Origin of the sequence: Stenotrophomonas sp. RIT309 (assembly GCF_000632045.1) — a bacterium.
Taxonomy (GTDB): domain Bacteria; phylum Pseudomonadota; class Gammaproteobacteria; order Xanthomonadales; family Xanthomonadaceae; genus Stenotrophomonas; species Stenotrophomonas indicatrix.
Genome location: NZ_JFYS01000014.1, coordinates 23,815 through 38,541, shown reverse-complemented (window position 1 = coordinate 38,541; position 14,727 = coordinate 23,815). Strand labels below are relative to the sequence as shown.

The window sequence follows — 14,727 nt, the reverse complement described above, 5'->3', positions numbered from 1 at the left end:
CAAAATGCACCTGCTCCATGAAGTTGTCCGGTAGGGATACATCAAGGGATTGCGGAAATGATCAGGTCGATTGCCAATTTTGACTTCAATGGCGGATTCCAGGATTTGATGGGGCACGTGGCGCGTGTCCAGTCGATCGGGGATTTCGTGTTCTTCAAGTTCATCTTCGACTTCCTGCGAAGCAAGATAAACAAGTTCGGCATCGACATGATGGGGCACATGATGCAGTGGGTCGGCGGCATCGCCCTCACACTCATGACGCTCTGGGTGCTGGTGCAAGGATTCCGCATCGTGACCGGTCGCAGCCGCGATTCCATGATGGTGTTGGTGACCAACATGGCCCGCGCGGCGTTGATCGTCAGTGTGGCCACCACGATGGGGATGTTCGGCACCAACCTGCATCGCTTCCTCACCCACGACGTCAAGGAAGAGATTACCCAGGTCGTTACTGGCTCCAACGAGTCGCCCGAAGAGCAGATCGACAAGAGTCTGGCATGGATGCAGGTTGCCCTTTCCAGTATTGATGCTATCCAGATCATGAATGACGGGGAGCTGCTTGAGGACAAGAAGCGGGCGCTGTTCTTCATCGGCATGGGCACCGCTGGCCCAGCCATCACTGCTGGCGCGATGCTGATGCTGTATGAAATCGCCATGGCGCTGTTCATTGGCTTCGGTCCGCTGTTCATCCTCTGCCTGCTGTTTGATCAGACCAAACAACTGTTCCAACGCTGGCTCTTCTACGGGATCGGCACGATGTTCTCCATGGCCGTACTTGCTGCCATGGTCTCCATTGCGCTGGACATGGTGGTGCGTGTGGCCGCGACATTCTGGACGACCGCATTGGTACAGGAGTTCATCCTCAAGGAAAGCATGTCCGACGGCATGACCAGTCAGGCAATGCAGCAGGGTGGCATGGGTCTGATCCTCACCGCGTTGATCCTGACTACACCCCCAATGGCGGCGATGTTCTTCCAGGGCACGCTGGGCACCTTCATGGCATATTCGCAGATAGGTGGCGGCGCCAGTGCCTCGCCGAGTGCCGATGGTCGTCCGCCGGGTATGTCGGCGCCGCCGCCGACGGCCCCAGAGTCGTCTTCTGGCTCAAACTCCCATGGTCAGCAATCGGTGATGGGTAAGATGTTTGATGGTACCGGAGGCCCGGGTTCAGCAATTCCCGGTCAGCGCGGTGCGGCAAATCCGAATCATGGAAACTAGAGATTCAGCTGATGAACCTAACCGCCTCCTTGAAGCATCTGTGTCTATCCTTGGTCCTGCTGGGCTCTGTACACATAAGTTCGGCGTTCGCTGAAGGGCGCTGCCCTCCTGGTCAGTACCCGATTGGCGACCAAGGCGTTGGTGGTTGCGCTCCCATACCAGGCGCAGGACAAAGCGCCCCTGAGGAGAATCCCGGGCATTGGGTCAAGACATGGGGTGCTGTCGCCAGCTCCCCTGGTGGAGATGCAGGTTCAGCTACTGGGCATCAGGCTAAGGCTTCGGCAGAGCGCCAAGCCGTCGAGCGATGCCGGCAAGGCGGAGCTACGGACTGCACAGTCGTTTTTACCTACTACAACCAGTGCTATGCGGTTGTCCGGGCTGCACGACCGGAGAATGGTATGAGGTTCAACACCGGCGCCACGAAAGAACAGGCGCAGGAGCGGGCAGTGAAGGATTGCAAGGGCTTGGGAAGTCAGGAATGCTCTGTTTTCCACTCGGACTGCACCAAGCCTTTCTTTCAGGAGGGCTGAACGGGCGAATTTTGCTGCCTCCGGTTCTTTGAAATTCGCTCGAAGTACTGCGGAGGGCTTCAAGGAGAATTGCGGGCGCGGAGCATCAGGTTAAAGGGTGATCAAAAGCGATGTTGGGAGAGTCTTGGCAATGGCCGACTTCACGCCTTTGAGCGGTACTGCAATTTCTTTGGCCTTGACGCTGGCGTTTGCCGTTCTCGTCGTTACCGGTAATGCGAATGCCGAGGGCCGATGCCCAGCCGGCCAGTACCCCATCGGCGATCAAGGAGTCGGCGGATGTGCTCCGATTCCCGGGGCCGGGGGAGCCGCCCGTGAGCCGGAACCCGCTGCGCAGTGGCATAAAGACGTGGGGCGCCATTGCTTCCTCGCCGAGTACGTCTGAAGCAGGTGTTGCGACAGGGAAGGCGACGAAAGAGGACGCGGAGCGTGTTGCTCTGGAGGGATGCGGCATGCACGCTGCTCGCGATTGCAGAATACTCATCGCATACAGAAACCAGTGCGCAGCCTGGGTGGTTCCTCACAACAAAAGCAATGGCGCGCGTAGTGGCGCTGCGAGCGGGCACGACATGAAGGAAGCCATCGTGCAGGCGCAGAAGATCTGCATCGATCCTGCAGGGACGCAATGCAAGATCGCCTACTCAGCGGGTTCTGAGCCGGTCTATGAGGCGTTGTAGCGACAACGCCCGCAACCAGCAGTGCTCCAGAACGTGTTGACTCCTCACGACAAGAGCAGGCTTGGCGCTGCCGACGTGTAGTTGATATTGGCGGGAAAGGCGTCTATCTGATTGTCCGTAGTGTGTTGTGATCAGGTCGCCTGTCAATTGAGTGATTTAATCCGATCAAGCCTGCGCTGATGCACATTTTGACGCGATTGACCTTGAGTCTTCAGTGTCACTTCGAGAACATAGCCCTTGCCGTGCGTTCCGCTTGCGATCGCCGAGCTCTCCAATGATCAGGCACTCGGCGGGCTTGGGCCTCTGCAACGCCTTCCCGATCCGGGTGGCATGTGTGGATAGCGATCGTCTGCTCAGGTCGTACCACCCCTCGAACTGGGCAGCAAAGCAATGGGTGTCACCATGAAACGTATCCACCATGCTTTCCTCCTGTGCCTGCTGATGGCAGGCCTGCTGCCGTTCAGTGCATTGGCTGAAGGCAATTGCCCCGCGGGCATGTATCCGATAGGTGGCCAAGGTGTACAGGGTTGCGCGCCCATCCCCGTGAGCAGTACAGGTTCGCCGTACAACAATCGCCCCAACTGGGCGCAGACCGTGCGCGGCGTGGCGATGGATGCTCGCGGCGACACGTTCATCAGCAATTCGATGCGTTCGCGGGGCAAGGCCAAGCGCGCGTCCATGAAGGAGTGCAGGGAATTCGGCAAGGGCGAATGCACGTTGGCGACCCTGTTCCAGGCGCAGTGCGTGGCGGTCGCCCACGCGGGGCTGGGGACTGAAACCACGAGCGTCGTCACAGCCATGTCCGAACAGGGTGCGGTCATTGTCGCGATGCAGCAATGCAGCGCGAAGGCCGCATGGAGGCAGATGCCACAGGATCAATGCAGGATCTCCAACACGGCCTGCACGGCGGATCTGTTCATCAGGTAGGGCACCATTCACGTTAAGCCCAGTTTTTATGTGATCAATTCCGCTTTTCGCTTCTCCCGACCTTCGACGCGGCAAAGCTCCTCGCGGTAAGCTCCCCGCGCGTCATAAAAATGACGCGCCAGTGCCACCGAACGCAGGAGCTTTTCCGTCCAATGAGGACTCTGTCCGCCCGTCCGACGGGTGACGCTTGCCACTATCGCGGCCACGCCGTGCGCGGGGCTATGATCCGCATCTGCGCAGGCGCGGGCGAGCCGGGACACCGCGTTCCGACCGGCCAGGGAGGCGGGCATCGGCAAGACGACATTGAAGGAGTGGGAGGGGATGGACGACAGGTTTGGCGCACACATGGACGATGCCTTGGCATTCGTTCCGTCCGGTGCGAACCTGCTGGAAGCCGTCAGGGGCGAGCTCAACGGCGATGGCATCGAGTACCAGCTGCTGGTCATCGACCAGCCGACGCCGGAAGGGCTGGTGCCCGGCCAGCACGGACCAAACCGGGTGCTGCTGTTGCTGCGCGGTGACGGGCGCGGGCGCTGGCAGCTGGCCGCGCGCAACGACAAGCTGGTGCCATGTTCCACCCGCGGTGGCCTGGCTGGCGACCCTTTTGCGTATGCAATGGTTGAGGAAGACACCTTCAGCGTGATCACCAACGGCGGCAGCCGCGAGCGCTGGAGCAGCACGTACCGGTTCCGTTACGCATCGGCGGACAAGGCGTGCTGGGTGGATGGGGTGAGACGCAAGGTCGTGGATATCGAGACCGAGGCGACCAACATCCGGGATTTCTCGGTGGCGGAACTGGGCAGGGTGCGGTTCGAGGACTTCGATCCGTCCAGTGTCGCCGAGGTGTCGCTTCCATGAGCCAAGCTCCAACCGGCGGAAAGGAATCCGCGCTGATGAACATCCAGGAGTTGCACTGTGTCGACCGATAGAGAGTCGCAACTGCTGCGGCAGGCGACGAAAGCCGGCATCGACTCCCCCCTTGAACTGGCCAATTTCATGGCCCAGGCAGGGCACGAGTCGCGCGGCCTGAGCCGGCTCAACGAGAGTTTCAACTATACCCGGGGCATCTCGCAGATCCCGGTCGAAGCGGCGTGGCGCAATGGCACCGAGGCGCTGGAGTCCGCGCGCCAGGAAGCCCTGCGAGGGCGTCCGGATGATCTGGCTGAGCTGATGTATGGCGGCCGGATGGGCAATGACGCGCCCGGAGATGCGCTCAAGTACCACGGGCGCGGTTATCTGCCGCTGACCGGCAAGGAAAGCTACGAGCGCGCCGGCAGTGCGCTGGATCTGGATCTGGTCAACCAGCCCGAGTTGGCATCGGAGCCGGAACACGCAGGTCGCATCGCGGTGTGGCAATGGCAGAACCGTGTGCCGGAACACGCGCGCGAGGACGTGCGCGAGGCTACGTATGCCATCAACGGTGCTGTCAACGGGGTGGAGGACCGGCTCAAGCGTTTCGAGGCGTGGCAGCAGAAGCTGACCCCGGACGTGATGGACCGGCTTGCCCGCGGCGAAGTGGGCGAACCTGCACAGTTGCCTGAGCGCGCGCGCGATATGTCCGATCCGGCCCATGCCGGCAACCGGTTGTTTACCGAGGCGCGGGGTCATCTGCAGCAGATGGGGCCGCAGAGTGGCCTGCGCAGCCAGCAGGAACTGGACAATACGGCCGGGGCCTTGGCGTTGAGCGCACAGAAGGCAGGGATGAGCCGTATCGATCACGTGGTGGCCGGTACCGACGGCAGGGCGCTGTTTGCGGTGCAGGGCGTCATGGGGGACCCGGCGATGCAGCGCTCGATGGTGCAGCGTGAGGCCGCTGCCCAGCTGCCGCTCGAGCAGAGCAGCCAGCAGTTGGCGGCCGAAGCCTCTTCCCGCCAGGAACAGACCGCTTCGGTCATCCGCGAGCAGGATCAGAATCGCCCGCGATCGCTGTAATCTGGGCACCGCCCGGCAGGTCGGAGACCGGCGGGCCCATCGCACGACACCGAGCACCCTCGGGTGCCTACATGGATCTCTTTGTAAGGACACAACATGCGAAACACTTTCCTGCGTTCCCAAGCGGCCCAGCGTGGCCGCGCTCCGGCACTGTGGCTGCTGCCGCTGGGACTGGCTGCCGCCATGGCCCACGCACAGCAGGCACCCGACGCCCCGGCGGCTCCCGCCGTCGAGGAGGCGGTGCCAGCACCGGTAGTGGCCGCGGCGGACGCGCAGACGCCCGCTAACGCCGCAACTGATGCCGTAGCTGCACTGGCTCCCGTCGCCGCGGCTGAGCCGGTGCCTGCCCTGGTAGCTGCACCTGTGCCGTCCATGCCCCCGGCGCCCGAACCCGCACCGCAGCCGCAACCGGCGACGGGCGTCGCTCCGGAAGCCGTCTCTGCCGAACCCGCGAGTGCACCGGCACCTGCGGCAGCAACGATGGCACCGCCGACCGACGTTGCCTCCACCAATGCTGCGCCTGTCGCAACGGCTCCTGTCGCAGCTCCTCCACCGGCTCCCGCGCAGGTGTCGGCCCCGGCACCCGCGGTCGCACAGGCGCCCGACACCGCGCCAGCCTCTGCGCCGGCCCCCGTCGCACCGCCGATCATCCCGTTGGCACCGATCATCCCGTTGGCACCAGACCAGGCCGCGGAGCGCCAGCTCGGTGCGCGCTGCCCGGTCGATCTGGCCGGTCGCCTGGCACCGCAGGGCGATCTGATGATCGGCGCCTGCCAGGGCGCGTTGCCGCCGCACCTGGCGGCGCTGCTGGTGGCCTTGCCTGAGCAGGACATCCACCTGCCGCGCAGCTGGCGCGAGCGTGAAGTGCGCCAGAAGGCGTGGTTCAAGGCCGTGGCCGGCGTGGGCCAGCGCCCGGACTTCATCGCCCGCCTGGGAGACATCTGGGTGCGTTCGTTTGAAGGCGCGGATGCGTCGACGACCACCTACCTGGTCTCGGCGCCGTTCGACTGTGCCGATGGCGCACTGCCAAACGAGAACACCGCAGAGCCCGTCCGACTCGCAGCCGGCAGTTGCGGGCAGGCCTACGTCCGCCAGCGCGTGTACCAGGTGGGCAGCGATGGCGTCCCGCAGGACATCACTGCAATGGCAATGCCGGCGGCACCGTCGATCGCCGAGGCCGATCGTGCCCGCCACCGCACCCGCGAAGGCAGGATCAGCCTGGACCACAGCAAGTTGCAGTACGGGCCGGCCATGCGCTGGTTCGTGCAGTACCCGGAATCACCGCAGAAGACCGGTCCGCACAGCTTCAGTGACTGGAACCGCGAACACCTGGCCTTCGTGGTCTGGAACGGCACCCGCTTCGAGCTGCGCGACACCGTAACGCGCGCGCAGTGGCCGTGTGATCCGGTGGCGCCGGGCGACAAGGCCTGCGGCGGCTTCCCGGACTCGGGCCCGGATGCGTACGTGCTGGCAGGGCCGGCGGCAAACCCGGCGGTTTCCAGCCCCTGATCGACCTCGGAAATGACGGGAGCCGGCAGTGCCGGCTCCCGTTTTCATTCCAGCAAGCGTCTCAGGCGTGCAGGCTGCGCTGGGTCGCCTGGGTCTGTTCCAGCTGCTGCTCGCGTGCCAGGGCTTGGCCGGCAGCCTGCTGCTCGATGCGCTGGCTGCTCTGCTCCAGCGGCGTGTTCATCGCGCGGGTGGTGTCGACGGACACGCGCAGATGGCCGGGGTCGCCGCCCTCACCCTGCAGGGCGAAGCTGCGTGACGCGTCGGCACTCATCAGTACCTCGTCGATCCGCTGTCCGCCGGCGGCATGCATTTCCGCAGCCAGCGAGCCTGCCAGTTGCGCGCTCATGCCATCGGGTGTGCGGCCGACGCGGGCGTCCTGTGCGTGCACGCCGCGCAGGGCATCATTGAACAAGGGGTTGCCGACGTGGCCGGCGTCGTCGATGCGCAGCATGCCGATCGGGCGGCCCTGCCTTTCGGCTTCACGGCGCGCGGGTTCGCCCGGTTCCAGGGGGCCACGCAGATGGTCGAAGAGATCCTTGACGCCGCCCGGCAGGCCGCGCGTACCGGTGGTGACGCCACTGCGCAGCAGCTCCATCTTGTCCCGGTACTCGTCGATCATCTTGACGTTGTCGCGTGCCAAGGCCTGCGTCTCCGGCCTGCCCAGCACCGAGTCTTCGCCGAGGAAATTGACCAGCTTGTGCGAACCGAGGGAGTTGGCGGCCGCGCCCAGTGCACTGTCGGGAATCAGGATGCGCAGACGGCTGTTGCTGAAGCCCCAGTCGCCCAGCGTGTCGATCTCCTGGGGCGTGGCGTATACGCGCACCTGGCCGAAGTGCGGCGAAGCGGCGCTGACCGGGTCGGCTGCCATGACGTGGTTGACAACGCTGGTGCCGCCTTCGGGAATGCGGTAGCCAAGACTGGCCGCGCCATAAGCGTTGAAGGTCTCGCCCTTCAGGTTGTAGTGATGTGCGCTGATCTGGGCCAGCGCGCCGCCGAGCGAATGCCCGGTGACGGTGACCTCAGGTGCCTGGCCGAGGTCGCGTCCTTCCTTTGCAGCGTACGCGAGGGCGCGCTGGGTCAGTGCCAGCGCATCGGCGGCCTGCACGTTGTAGCGGGCGACCACCATGCCGCCATCGGCGAGGAGGCCATCGCGGGCGATCTGCTCGGTGCCGCGATGTGACACCACGATCTCCTGCGTGTCCACGCGCTGGTAGATCGTGCCTTGATAGCCATTGAAGCGGTTGCTGACGTGCTCGAGCACCTTGTAGTCATGCCCGTTGAGGGAGACATGCTCTTCCTGTCCGGGGGCGCGGCGACCGACTTTCAGGTCGCGATAGGCATCGTTGGACAGCGCGGCGTAGTCCTGGCTGCCGAGGGTCACGGCTGCACCTCATCGGCCGTCAAGGTGGCAGAGAACAGCGTGTCCTGCAGTTCCGGGCGGAACCGGCTGGCGTCCTTCTGGCCGGTAGCGCCATAGTCGGGCAGGTCCGCCACGCGTGGGTAGTCGCCCTGCGGATAATGGCGCGTCTCAGCCTGGCCTTTGACGAACGGATCGGCATCGATGAAGGACAGGAAGCGCGTCTCGCCATCGGCGCCGGTCGCCTTCAACATCGCGCCGGCGCCACTGAAGGCCCAATGGCAGACGCCGCGGCCGTAGTAGTCCTCGTCGAGCATGCGGTCCAGGTAGACGGTGCCGCGGTACTCGTTGTCGGTGACCCTGCGCAGCGTCACCGGCTCCTGGCTGGTGATGCGGGCGGGAGCGCCGGTGGCGGGCTCGATGTACCCGCACTGCGCTTCGTTGCTGACATCGTACTGGGCAACGCCTTCGACCACGGCAAAGCTGCCCGGCGGGTTGTGCAGGCGCAGTACCAGTTCATAGGCTTTGCGCGGTGAGGGGTTGAGCTTGGCCAGGCCACGTCCTCCCTGGGCGACGTCGGACTCGGCGGAAGCAAGTTCCTGGTTCATGGCGGTCTCCGGGCTGCAGGCAATCAGTAGAAGCAAGGCAAGACACGGGAGGGATGTGCGGCGCACCGTCAGCCTCCGGTCGGAGGAGTGAGCGCGTTCGCGACGGGGCACGCTGCGGGCGACGAAAGTGCGCGCCGCGCTGGCGAGGAAAGACGGGCAATCACGGCATGTCTCCTTTCCTTGGTGACCACGATCCCGGACCCGGGAAGGCTAGATTGCGCGATTCTCGCGGCGGAAAAGTGAAATAGTCGAAATTTTGACGCTATCAAACTGGATTGGATGCAGCGAACTGTGATTCGTATCCGGATTTCACAGGTGGGGTACGGGCATCAGGCGCGGGCCGTTGCTTCCTCGATGCGGCATGATCAAGGTGCTTACTCCGTTCCGACGACGTGCCGACGATGCTCTCCATCCGCCCTGAACTGCCCGCAGACGCTGCTGGAATCCACTTCCTGACCGAGGCGGCCTTCCGTAACGCGCTGCACAGCAGCCACACCGAACACCACATCGTCGACGCATTGCGTGAGCGTGGCGAGCTGAGCATCTCGCTGGTGGCAGAGGATGCGGGCCAACTGGTGGGTCATGTCGCGCTGTCCCCGGTCAGCGTGCAGGACGACAGCCAGGGCTGGTTCGGGCTCGGGCCGATTTCGGTGCTGCCGCAGCAGCAGGGGCGCGGCGTGGGCACGGCATTGATGCGGGCCGCGATCGAGGCTCTGCGCAAGAGGGGCGCGCGCGGCTGCGTGCTGTTGGGCGAGCCGGCCTACTACGGGCGCTTCGGCTTCCGTGCCGTGCCGGATCTGGTACTACCCGGCGTGCCGGCGGCGTATTTCCAGGCCCTGTGCCTGCAGCCACCGATGGCACAGGGGGAGGTGCGTTACTCGCCGGCGTTCGACGTGGTTGCCTGACCGGGGAACGGCCGGCGTTCCAACCGCCGATCAGCCTGGATGGCGCAGGTGGATGAGGGGATACGGACGACCCTGCGAATCCACCGGCGAGCGTCCGGTTTCGATGAAACCCATGCGCCGATAGAAGCCCACGGCCTGCGCATTCTGCGCATTGACGTCGGTGGTCAGTTGCGGCTGCAGTGCCAGCGCATGCTGCAGCAGCTGGCGGCCGATACCGGTTCCGCGCACGTCGGGATCGATGAACAACGCTTCCATGTGCGAGCCGTCGATCAGCATGAAACCCTGCGGCTGGTCCTGGTCGCCGACGGCCACGACCATCGGGGCCTGTGGCAGGAAGCCGGCAACTTCAGCATCGATAGCCCGACGGTCTTCGGTACTGAGGAAATCATGGGTGGCGTCGACGGCGCGGCGCCAGAGATCGACGAGAGCGTCGCCATCGGTGGCGCGGGAGGGGCGCAGGGTGGTCATGGGCATGTCCAAGGTGCTTCGCAAGTGCACCCAAGTATAGCGGCCGGAATTGGAGGGGAAATGCCGTTTGGAGGCGGCCTGCGAGGCGCGGTCGACGTGGTCGCAGAGGCCTGCGCTACACTGCGGTCGCGCCGTACTGTTCGAATTCGAGAACCACCATGACCGACACCCTGGGCGTGCCCGTGCACGACGCCGACGAACACTGGATGCGCCACGCATTGGCATTGGCCGAACGTGCGCAACGCGAGTTTGACGAGATCCCGGTCGGTGCGGTGCTGGTGGGTGCCGACGGTCAGCTGCTGGGCGAGGGCTGGAACCTCAACATTGCCTCGCACGATCCCAGCGCGCATGCCGAGATCGTGGCCATGCGCGAGGGCGGGCGGATGCTGGCCAATCACCGCCTGATCGGCAGCACCCTGTATGTCACCCTGGAGCCGTGCGCGATGTGTGCGATGGCTATCGTGCACGCACGCGTGGCGCGCCTGGTCTACGGTGCCAGCGACCCCAAGACCGGCGCCTGCGGCAGCGTGTTCGATCTGGTCGCTGATGCCCGCCACAATCACCGGGTGGAGGTCCATGCCGGCGTGCTGGCCAAGGAAGCGGGCAACCGGCTGACCAACTACTTCAGGGCCAAGCGTGGCAAGCCGCCGCTGCTGCTGGAGGACCACGCTGGCGAGGGCTGAGTGGCGAAAGGGTATGATGGCCGCCACTTTCCATTACCGGCCGGCCTCGTGCCTGCCCAGCAACGAGGCGACACGATGGCAGAGAACGGCGCGGCCAACGAGCGGCTGATCTGGATCGACCTGGAAATGACCGGGTTGGATACCGACAACGATTCGATCATCGAGATCGCCACCGTGGTCACCGATGCCCAGCTCAACGTGCTGGCCGAGGGCCCGGAGTTCGCCATCCATCATCCGCTGGAAACGCTGGAAGCGATGGACGAGTGGAACCGCAACCAGCATCGTCGTTCGGGCCTGTGGCAGCGCGTCATCGACAGCACCACCACGCTTGGCCAGGCCGAAGCGCAGACCGTGGCCTTCCTGGCGCAGTGGATTCCGGCCGGCGTGTCACCGATGTCGGGCAACTCCATCTGCCAGGACCGCCGCTTCCTGCACCGGCAGATGCCGCGGCTGGAAAAGTACTTCCACTACCGCAACCTGGACGTGTCCACGGTGAAGGAACTGGCCAAGCGCTGGGCGCCAAGCGTGGCTGCGGGCGTGGGCAAGAACAGCAACCACACCGCACTGAGCGATGTGCACGATTCGATCAACGAGCTGCGCCACTACCGCCAGTTCATGGGCGCGCTGTCGGGGCTGCCGAGCCCGTGAGGGTTGGTGCCGGCCGCTGGCCGGCAATGGCCTGATCCCAGCCGGCGGCGCAGGGTTGTCGTCCAGCGGCCGGCACCACCCTGCGTTCAACTCCCTGGCGCTAAGATCGGCCGCATGAACGAGCCCATCCTGCTGCCCCGCGATATCGCCCACGACGCTGGTGACTGGTCTGACCTGCAGCGGGCGGTAGCACTGTTGGAAGCACCCACGATCACCGCGCGCATGGCCAACCTGGTCGGAACGCCGCTGGAGTTCGCGGTGAAGGCGCTTCCCACCTCGGTGTCCAACCGCATCCACGGTGCGGTGCAGGCGGCGCTGTCCAAATCCGTGCAGGCCGCGCTGTGGAGCATGGACAACACCCCTGGCAAGGGCGCCTCGACACGTTGGCACAAGCTGGCGGCGGCGACGTCCGGTGCGGTGGGTGGGGCGTTCGGTTTCGCTGCGCTGTTCATCGAGCTGCCGGTATCGACCACGATCATGATGCGCGCGGTAGCCGACGTCGCCCGCAGCGAAGGCTTCGATCTATCGCAGTTCAGCACCCGCCAGGCCTGCCTGGAGGTGTTCGCACTGGGTGGCAATTCGCCGCGCGACGATGCCAGCGAGACCGGCTACTACCTCGCCCGTGGTTTCACCACCGATGTCATGCGCCACCTCTCGGCCGAACTGGCCGGGCGCGTGGTGACCGGGCGCGACCTGACCCTGGGCGTGGCGCCGAAGGAAGCCGGCAAGCTGCTGGCCAAGCTGGTGGAAAAGGTCGCCGCCCGTTTCGGCGTGGTGGTCACCGAGAAGTTTGCCGCGCAGGCGGTACCAATCGTCGGTGCGGCGGCCGGCGCGACGCTCAACACCATGTTCACCGACTACTACCAGGACTTGGCCCGCGGCCATTTCATCGTGCGCCGGCTGGAGCTGAAGTACGGCGAAGAGGTCGTGCGCGCCTGCTACGACCGCATCGCACACGGCGGGGCGTTGATCGAGCCGACGTTGTAACGATGGGGTCGGAGCCCTTTCCTGCGGAAAGGGATCCGACCCCGACCGCCGCAGGGAAGGGCTCTGACCCTTGCCTGCCAGGCACAACTGTTTTGCGCGGACGCGCCTGTTGCGCGCGCAGCGCCATCCCCATCCTTGCCGGCAATCCCCCGCAAGAGAGTGCCGCCATGTTGTTCACCCCCCACCGCCTGGGCGCGCTGACGCTGCCCAACCGTATCGTGATGCCACCGATGACCCGCTCGCGTGCGGCGGCCGGCAATGTCGCCACCGCGCAGATGGCCGAGTACTACGCCCAGCGCGCTGGTGCCGGGCTGATCGTCAGCGAAGGCACCCAGATCAGCCCGCAGGGCCAGGGCTATGCCTGGACCCCGGGCATCCACAGCGACGAACAGGTGCAGGGCTGGCGCAGGGTCACCGATGCCGTGCACGCGGCGGGTGGGCGCATCTACGCCCAGCTCTGGCATGTCGGCCGTGTCTCCCATGTGGCCCTGCAACCGGACGGCGCGGCGCCGGTCTCTTCCTCGGCACTGCAGGCCGAAGGGGTGAAGGTCTTCGTCGACCCGACCGGCGCCGGTCCGGAATCCGGCGTGGGCGAAATGATCCAGCACTCGATGCCGCGCGCGCTGGGCGAGGACGAGATTCCGGGCATCGTGGCCGACTATGCGCAGGCCACCCGCAATGCACTGGCTGCCGGATTCGATGGCGTCGAGCTGCACGGCGCGAACGGCTACCTGATCAACCAGTTCATCGACTCGCAGGCCAACCAGCGTACCGACGGCTATGGCGGCGCGCTGCGCAATCGCCTGCGCTTCCTGCGCGAGGTGGTGCAGGCGGTGGTCGATGTCGCTGGCGGCGAGCGAGTCGGCGTGCGTCTGGCACCGCTGACCACGCTGCAGGGGGCGGTGGATGACACGCCGCAGGCGACCTATCTGGCTGCCGCGCATCTGCTGGGCGAGCTGGGTGTGGGATACCTGCACATCGCCGAGGCCGACTGGGAGGATGCCCCGTTGATGCCGGTCGCGTTCAAGCAGGCGCTGCGGATGATCTATCCGGGCACGTTGATCTACGCCGGCAAGTACACCGCCGAGCGTGCCGCGCAGGCGCTTGCGGAGGGATGGGCCGACCTGATCGGCTTCGGTCGGCCGTTCATCGCCAATCCCGATCTGCCCGAGCGCCTGCGCAGCGGCGCGGTGTTGAATTCGCCCGATCGCGCGACGTACTTCGGTGGTGGCGCGGCGGGATTCACCGACTATCCGGTGCTGGAAGAGGCAGTCGAGGCCTGAAGCAGCGTCCGCCGGGCATGGCCCGGCGCTACCGATGACGGCGGATGGGTGCCGACCGGTGGTCGGCACTGCCGATCAGGGCTTGTCGCGCACCAGTGCGTCTGCCTCGACCACGCCGCCATCCTTGCCATGCAGGTACAGGTGCATGTCCTGCTGCGGATACGGGATGTTGATGCCGGCCTTGTCGTAGCCCAGCTTGATCTGTTCGAGCAGGGTGACCTTGGTGCCGAAGTGATCGGCCGACTTCACGTAGCAGCGGATGCCCAGGTTGATCGCGTGCGCACCCAGCTCGTACACCACCACGTCCGGTGCCGGCGTCTGCAGCACGCGCGGGTCGGCCTTCATCAGGGCCAGTGCGGTATCACGCGCCAACTGGATGTTGTCTTCGTAACCGATGCCCACCACCAGCTCGACGCGGCGGGTGGGCTCTGCGGTGAGGTTGATGATCGGTGCGGCGGTGATCAGCGTGTTCGGAATGGTGGTGTGCTGGTTGTCCGCGCCGGTGATCACGGTCTGGAAAATGCGTACCTCGCGAACCGTGCCGGTCTGCCCGGCGATGGTCACCACGTCGCCTACGCGGAACGGACGCAGGGTCACCAGCATCACGCCGGAGGCGATGTTGGACAGCGAATCCTTCAGCGCCAGGCCAACGGCGAGGCCGGCGGTACCGAGCACGGCCAGCAGCGGAGTGATCTGCACGCCCAGCGTGCCGATGGCCAGGATAACCACGATCACCAGCGAGGCCGCGTAGACCACGTTGCGCAGGAAGCTGCCCAGCATCGGGTCCACGCCCATGCGCGAGGTGGCGCGCGGCATGGCATTGGACAGCCGTCGTGCCAGCCACATGCCGACCAGCAGCACCACGATCGCGGCCAGCAACGGCACGCCGTAGGTCTCCAGCAGGCGTTCCCAGTCGAGTGAGCGGAACCAGGAGGTCGTGGCGGGGGAGGGTGGGGCAGCGGCGATCATGCGGACTCCTTTGCAACGGGAACAGGTGCGAC

General features: G+C 65.3%; 16 protein-coding genes. 12 read left to right on the top strand and 4 right to left on the bottom strand.

The window, feature by feature from the left end:
- Nucleotides 1–57 precede the first annotated feature (57 nt).
- The 7 genes from BW38_RS11205 (at nucleotide 58) to BW38_RS0120650 (ending at nucleotide 6,787) form a co-directional block, all read left to right on the top strand.
- Entirely contained in the window at nucleotides 58–1,215 is a 1,158-nt protein-coding gene (locus tag BW38_RS11205) for a type IV secretion system protein (protein ID WP_032976206.1), read from the top strand.
- Nucleotides 1,216–1,226: 11 nt separating this feature from the next.
- On the top strand, nucleotides 1,227–1,745 hold the full coding sequence (locus BW38_RS21465) for a DUF4189 domain-containing protein (RefSeq protein WP_081794559.1): 519 nt from the start codon (nucleotides 1,227–1,229) through the stop codon (nucleotides 1,743–1,745).
- A gap of 212 nt (nucleotides 1,746–1,957) precedes the next feature.
- A complete protein-coding gene (locus BW38_RS21460; protein ID WP_081794558.1) occupies nucleotides 1,958–2,419 on the top strand; it encodes a DUF4189 domain-containing protein in 462 nt (153 codons plus the stop codon).
- Nucleotides 2,420–2,821: 402 nt separating this feature from the next.
- On the top strand, nucleotides 2,822–3,346 hold the full coding sequence (locus tag BW38_RS11210) for a DUF4189 domain-containing protein (protein ID WP_051585002.1): 525 nt from the start codon (nucleotides 2,822–2,824) through the stop codon (nucleotides 3,344–3,346).
- A 321-nt stretch (nucleotides 3,347–3,667) separates the two neighbouring features.
- Nucleotides 3,668–4,204: a hypothetical protein gene (locus BW38_RS11215; RefSeq protein WP_032952144.1), complete on the top strand. Its 537-nt coding sequence runs from the start codon at nucleotides 3,668–3,670 to the stop codon at nucleotides 4,202–4,204.
- A gap of 57 nt (nucleotides 4,205–4,261) precedes the next feature.
- Nucleotides 4,262–5,278 carry an XVIPCD domain-containing protein gene (locus tag BW38_RS11220; protein ID WP_032976204.1) on the top strand — a complete coding sequence of 339 codons (1,017 nt, stop codon included), beginning with the start codon at nucleotides 4,262–4,264 and terminating at the stop codon, nucleotides 5,276–5,278.
- 654 nt (nucleotides 5,279–5,932) lie between these two features.
- On the top strand, nucleotides 5,933–6,787 hold the full coding sequence (locus BW38_RS0120650; protein ID WP_235189943.1) for a hypothetical protein: 855 nt from the start codon (nucleotides 5,933–5,935) through the stop codon (nucleotides 6,785–6,787).
- A gap of 61 nt (nucleotides 6,788–6,848) precedes the next feature.
- Here the strand turns inward: BW38_RS0120650 and BW38_RS11225 are convergent, their stop codons facing one another.
- Nucleotides 6,849–8,168 (bottom strand): XVIPCD domain-containing protein, encoded by a 1,320-nt coding sequence (locus tag BW38_RS11225; protein ID WP_032976202.1) that lies wholly within the window; start codon nucleotides 8,166–8,168, stop codon nucleotides 6,849–6,851.
- Nucleotides 8,165–8,818, bottom strand: coding sequence for a hypothetical protein (locus BW38_RS11230; RefSeq protein WP_032976201.1), 654 nt, complete (start codon nucleotides 8,816–8,818; stop codon nucleotides 8,165–8,167). The genes BW38_RS11225 and BW38_RS11230 overlap by 4 nt, the downstream gene beginning before the upstream one ends.
- A 335-nt stretch (nucleotides 8,819–9,153) precedes the next feature.
- Between BW38_RS11230 and BW38_RS11235 the strand changes: the two genes are divergently transcribed.
- Nucleotides 9,154–9,657 (top strand): N-acetyltransferase, encoded by a 504-nt coding sequence (locus tag BW38_RS11235; RefSeq protein WP_032976200.1) that lies wholly within the window; start codon nucleotides 9,154–9,156, stop codon nucleotides 9,655–9,657.
- 30 nt (nucleotides 9,658–9,687) lie between these two features.
- Here BW38_RS11235 and BW38_RS11240 read toward each other — a convergent pair whose 3' ends face one another.
- Complete coding sequence (locus BW38_RS11240) at nucleotides 9,688–10,125, bottom strand: acetyltransferase (protein ID WP_032976321.1); 438 nt, start codon at nucleotides 10,123–10,125, stop codon at nucleotides 9,688–9,690.
- A gap of 158 nt (nucleotides 10,126–10,283) precedes the next feature.
- Between BW38_RS11240 and tadA the strand changes: the two genes are divergently transcribed.
- The 4 genes from tadA (at nucleotide 10,284) to BW38_RS11260 (ending at nucleotide 13,726) form a co-directional block, all read left to right on the top strand.
- Complete coding sequence (gene tadA, locus BW38_RS11245) at nucleotides 10,284–10,808, top strand: tRNA adenosine(34) deaminase TadA (protein ID WP_032976199.1); 525 nt, start codon at nucleotides 10,284–10,286, stop codon at nucleotides 10,806–10,808.
- A 75-nt stretch (nucleotides 10,809–10,883) separates the two neighbouring features.
- Entirely contained in the window at nucleotides 10,884–11,456 is a 573-nt protein-coding gene (gene orn, locus BW38_RS11250; RefSeq protein ID WP_025879267.1) for an oligoribonuclease, read from the top strand.
- A gap of 114 nt (nucleotides 11,457–11,570) precedes the next feature.
- Nucleotides 11,571–12,443, top strand: a complete 873-nt coding sequence (locus BW38_RS11255) for an EcsC family protein (protein ID WP_032976197.1) — start codon at nucleotides 11,571–11,573, stop codon at nucleotides 12,441–12,443.
- A 167-nt stretch (nucleotides 12,444–12,610) separates the two neighbouring features.
- On the top strand, nucleotides 12,611–13,726 hold the full coding sequence (locus tag BW38_RS11260; protein WP_032976196.1) for an alkene reductase: 1,116 nt from the start codon (nucleotides 12,611–12,613) through the stop codon (nucleotides 13,724–13,726).
- 75 nt (nucleotides 13,727–13,801) lie between these two features.
- Here the strand turns inward: BW38_RS11260 and BW38_RS11265 are convergent, their stop codons facing one another.
- Nucleotides 13,802–14,695: a mechanosensitive ion channel domain-containing protein gene (locus BW38_RS11265; RefSeq protein WP_025879264.1), complete on the bottom strand. Its 894-nt coding sequence runs from the start codon at nucleotides 14,693–14,695 to the stop codon at nucleotides 13,802–13,804.
- Between the last annotated feature and the right edge of the window lie 32 nt (nucleotides 14,696–14,727).

Bases quoted from the DNA above. Each gene is read 5' to 3' on its own strand.
- BW38_RS11210 (WP_051585002.1), top strand. From the start codon at position 2,822: ATGAAACGTATCCACCATGCTTTCCTCCTGTGCCTGCTGATGGCAGGC.
- BW38_RS11205 (WP_032976206.1), top strand. From the start codon at position 58: ATGATCAGGTCGATTGCCAATTTTGACTTCAATGGCGGATTCCAGGAT.
- tadA (WP_032976199.1), top strand. From the start codon at position 10,284: ATGACCGACACCCTGGGCGTGCCCGTGCACGACGCCGACGAACACTGG.
- orn (WP_025879267.1), top strand. From the start codon at position 10,884: ATGGCAGAGAACGGCGCGGCCAACGAGCGGCTGATCTGGATCGACCTG.
- BW38_RS11215 (WP_032952144.1), top strand. From the start codon at position 3,668: ATGGACGACAGGTTTGGCGCACACATGGACGATGCCTTGGCATTCGTT.
- BW38_RS11235 (WP_032976200.1), top strand. From the start codon at position 9,154: ATGCTCTCCATCCGCCCTGAACTGCCCGCAGACGCTGCTGGAATCCAC.
- BW38_RS11265 (WP_025879264.1), bottom strand. From the start codon at position 14,695: ATGATCGCCGCTGCCCCACCCTCCCCCGCCACGACCTCCTGGTTCCGC.
- BW38_RS21460 (WP_081794558.1), top strand. From the start codon at position 1,958: ATGCGAATGCCGAGGGCCGATGCCCAGCCGGCCAGTACCCCATCGGCG.
- BW38_RS21465 (WP_081794559.1), top strand. From the start codon at position 1,227: ATGAACCTAACCGCCTCCTTGAAGCATCTGTGTCTATCCTTGGTCCTG.
- BW38_RS11240 (WP_032976321.1), bottom strand. From the start codon at position 10,125: ATGACCACCCTGCGCCCCTCCCGCGCCACCGATGGCGACGCTCTCGTC.
- BW38_RS11255 (WP_032976197.1), top strand. From the start codon at position 11,571: ATGAACGAGCCCATCCTGCTGCCCCGCGATATCGCCCACGACGCTGGT.
- BW38_RS11260 (WP_032976196.1), top strand. From the start codon at position 12,611: ATGTTGTTCACCCCCCACCGCCTGGGCGCGCTGACGCTGCCCAACCGT.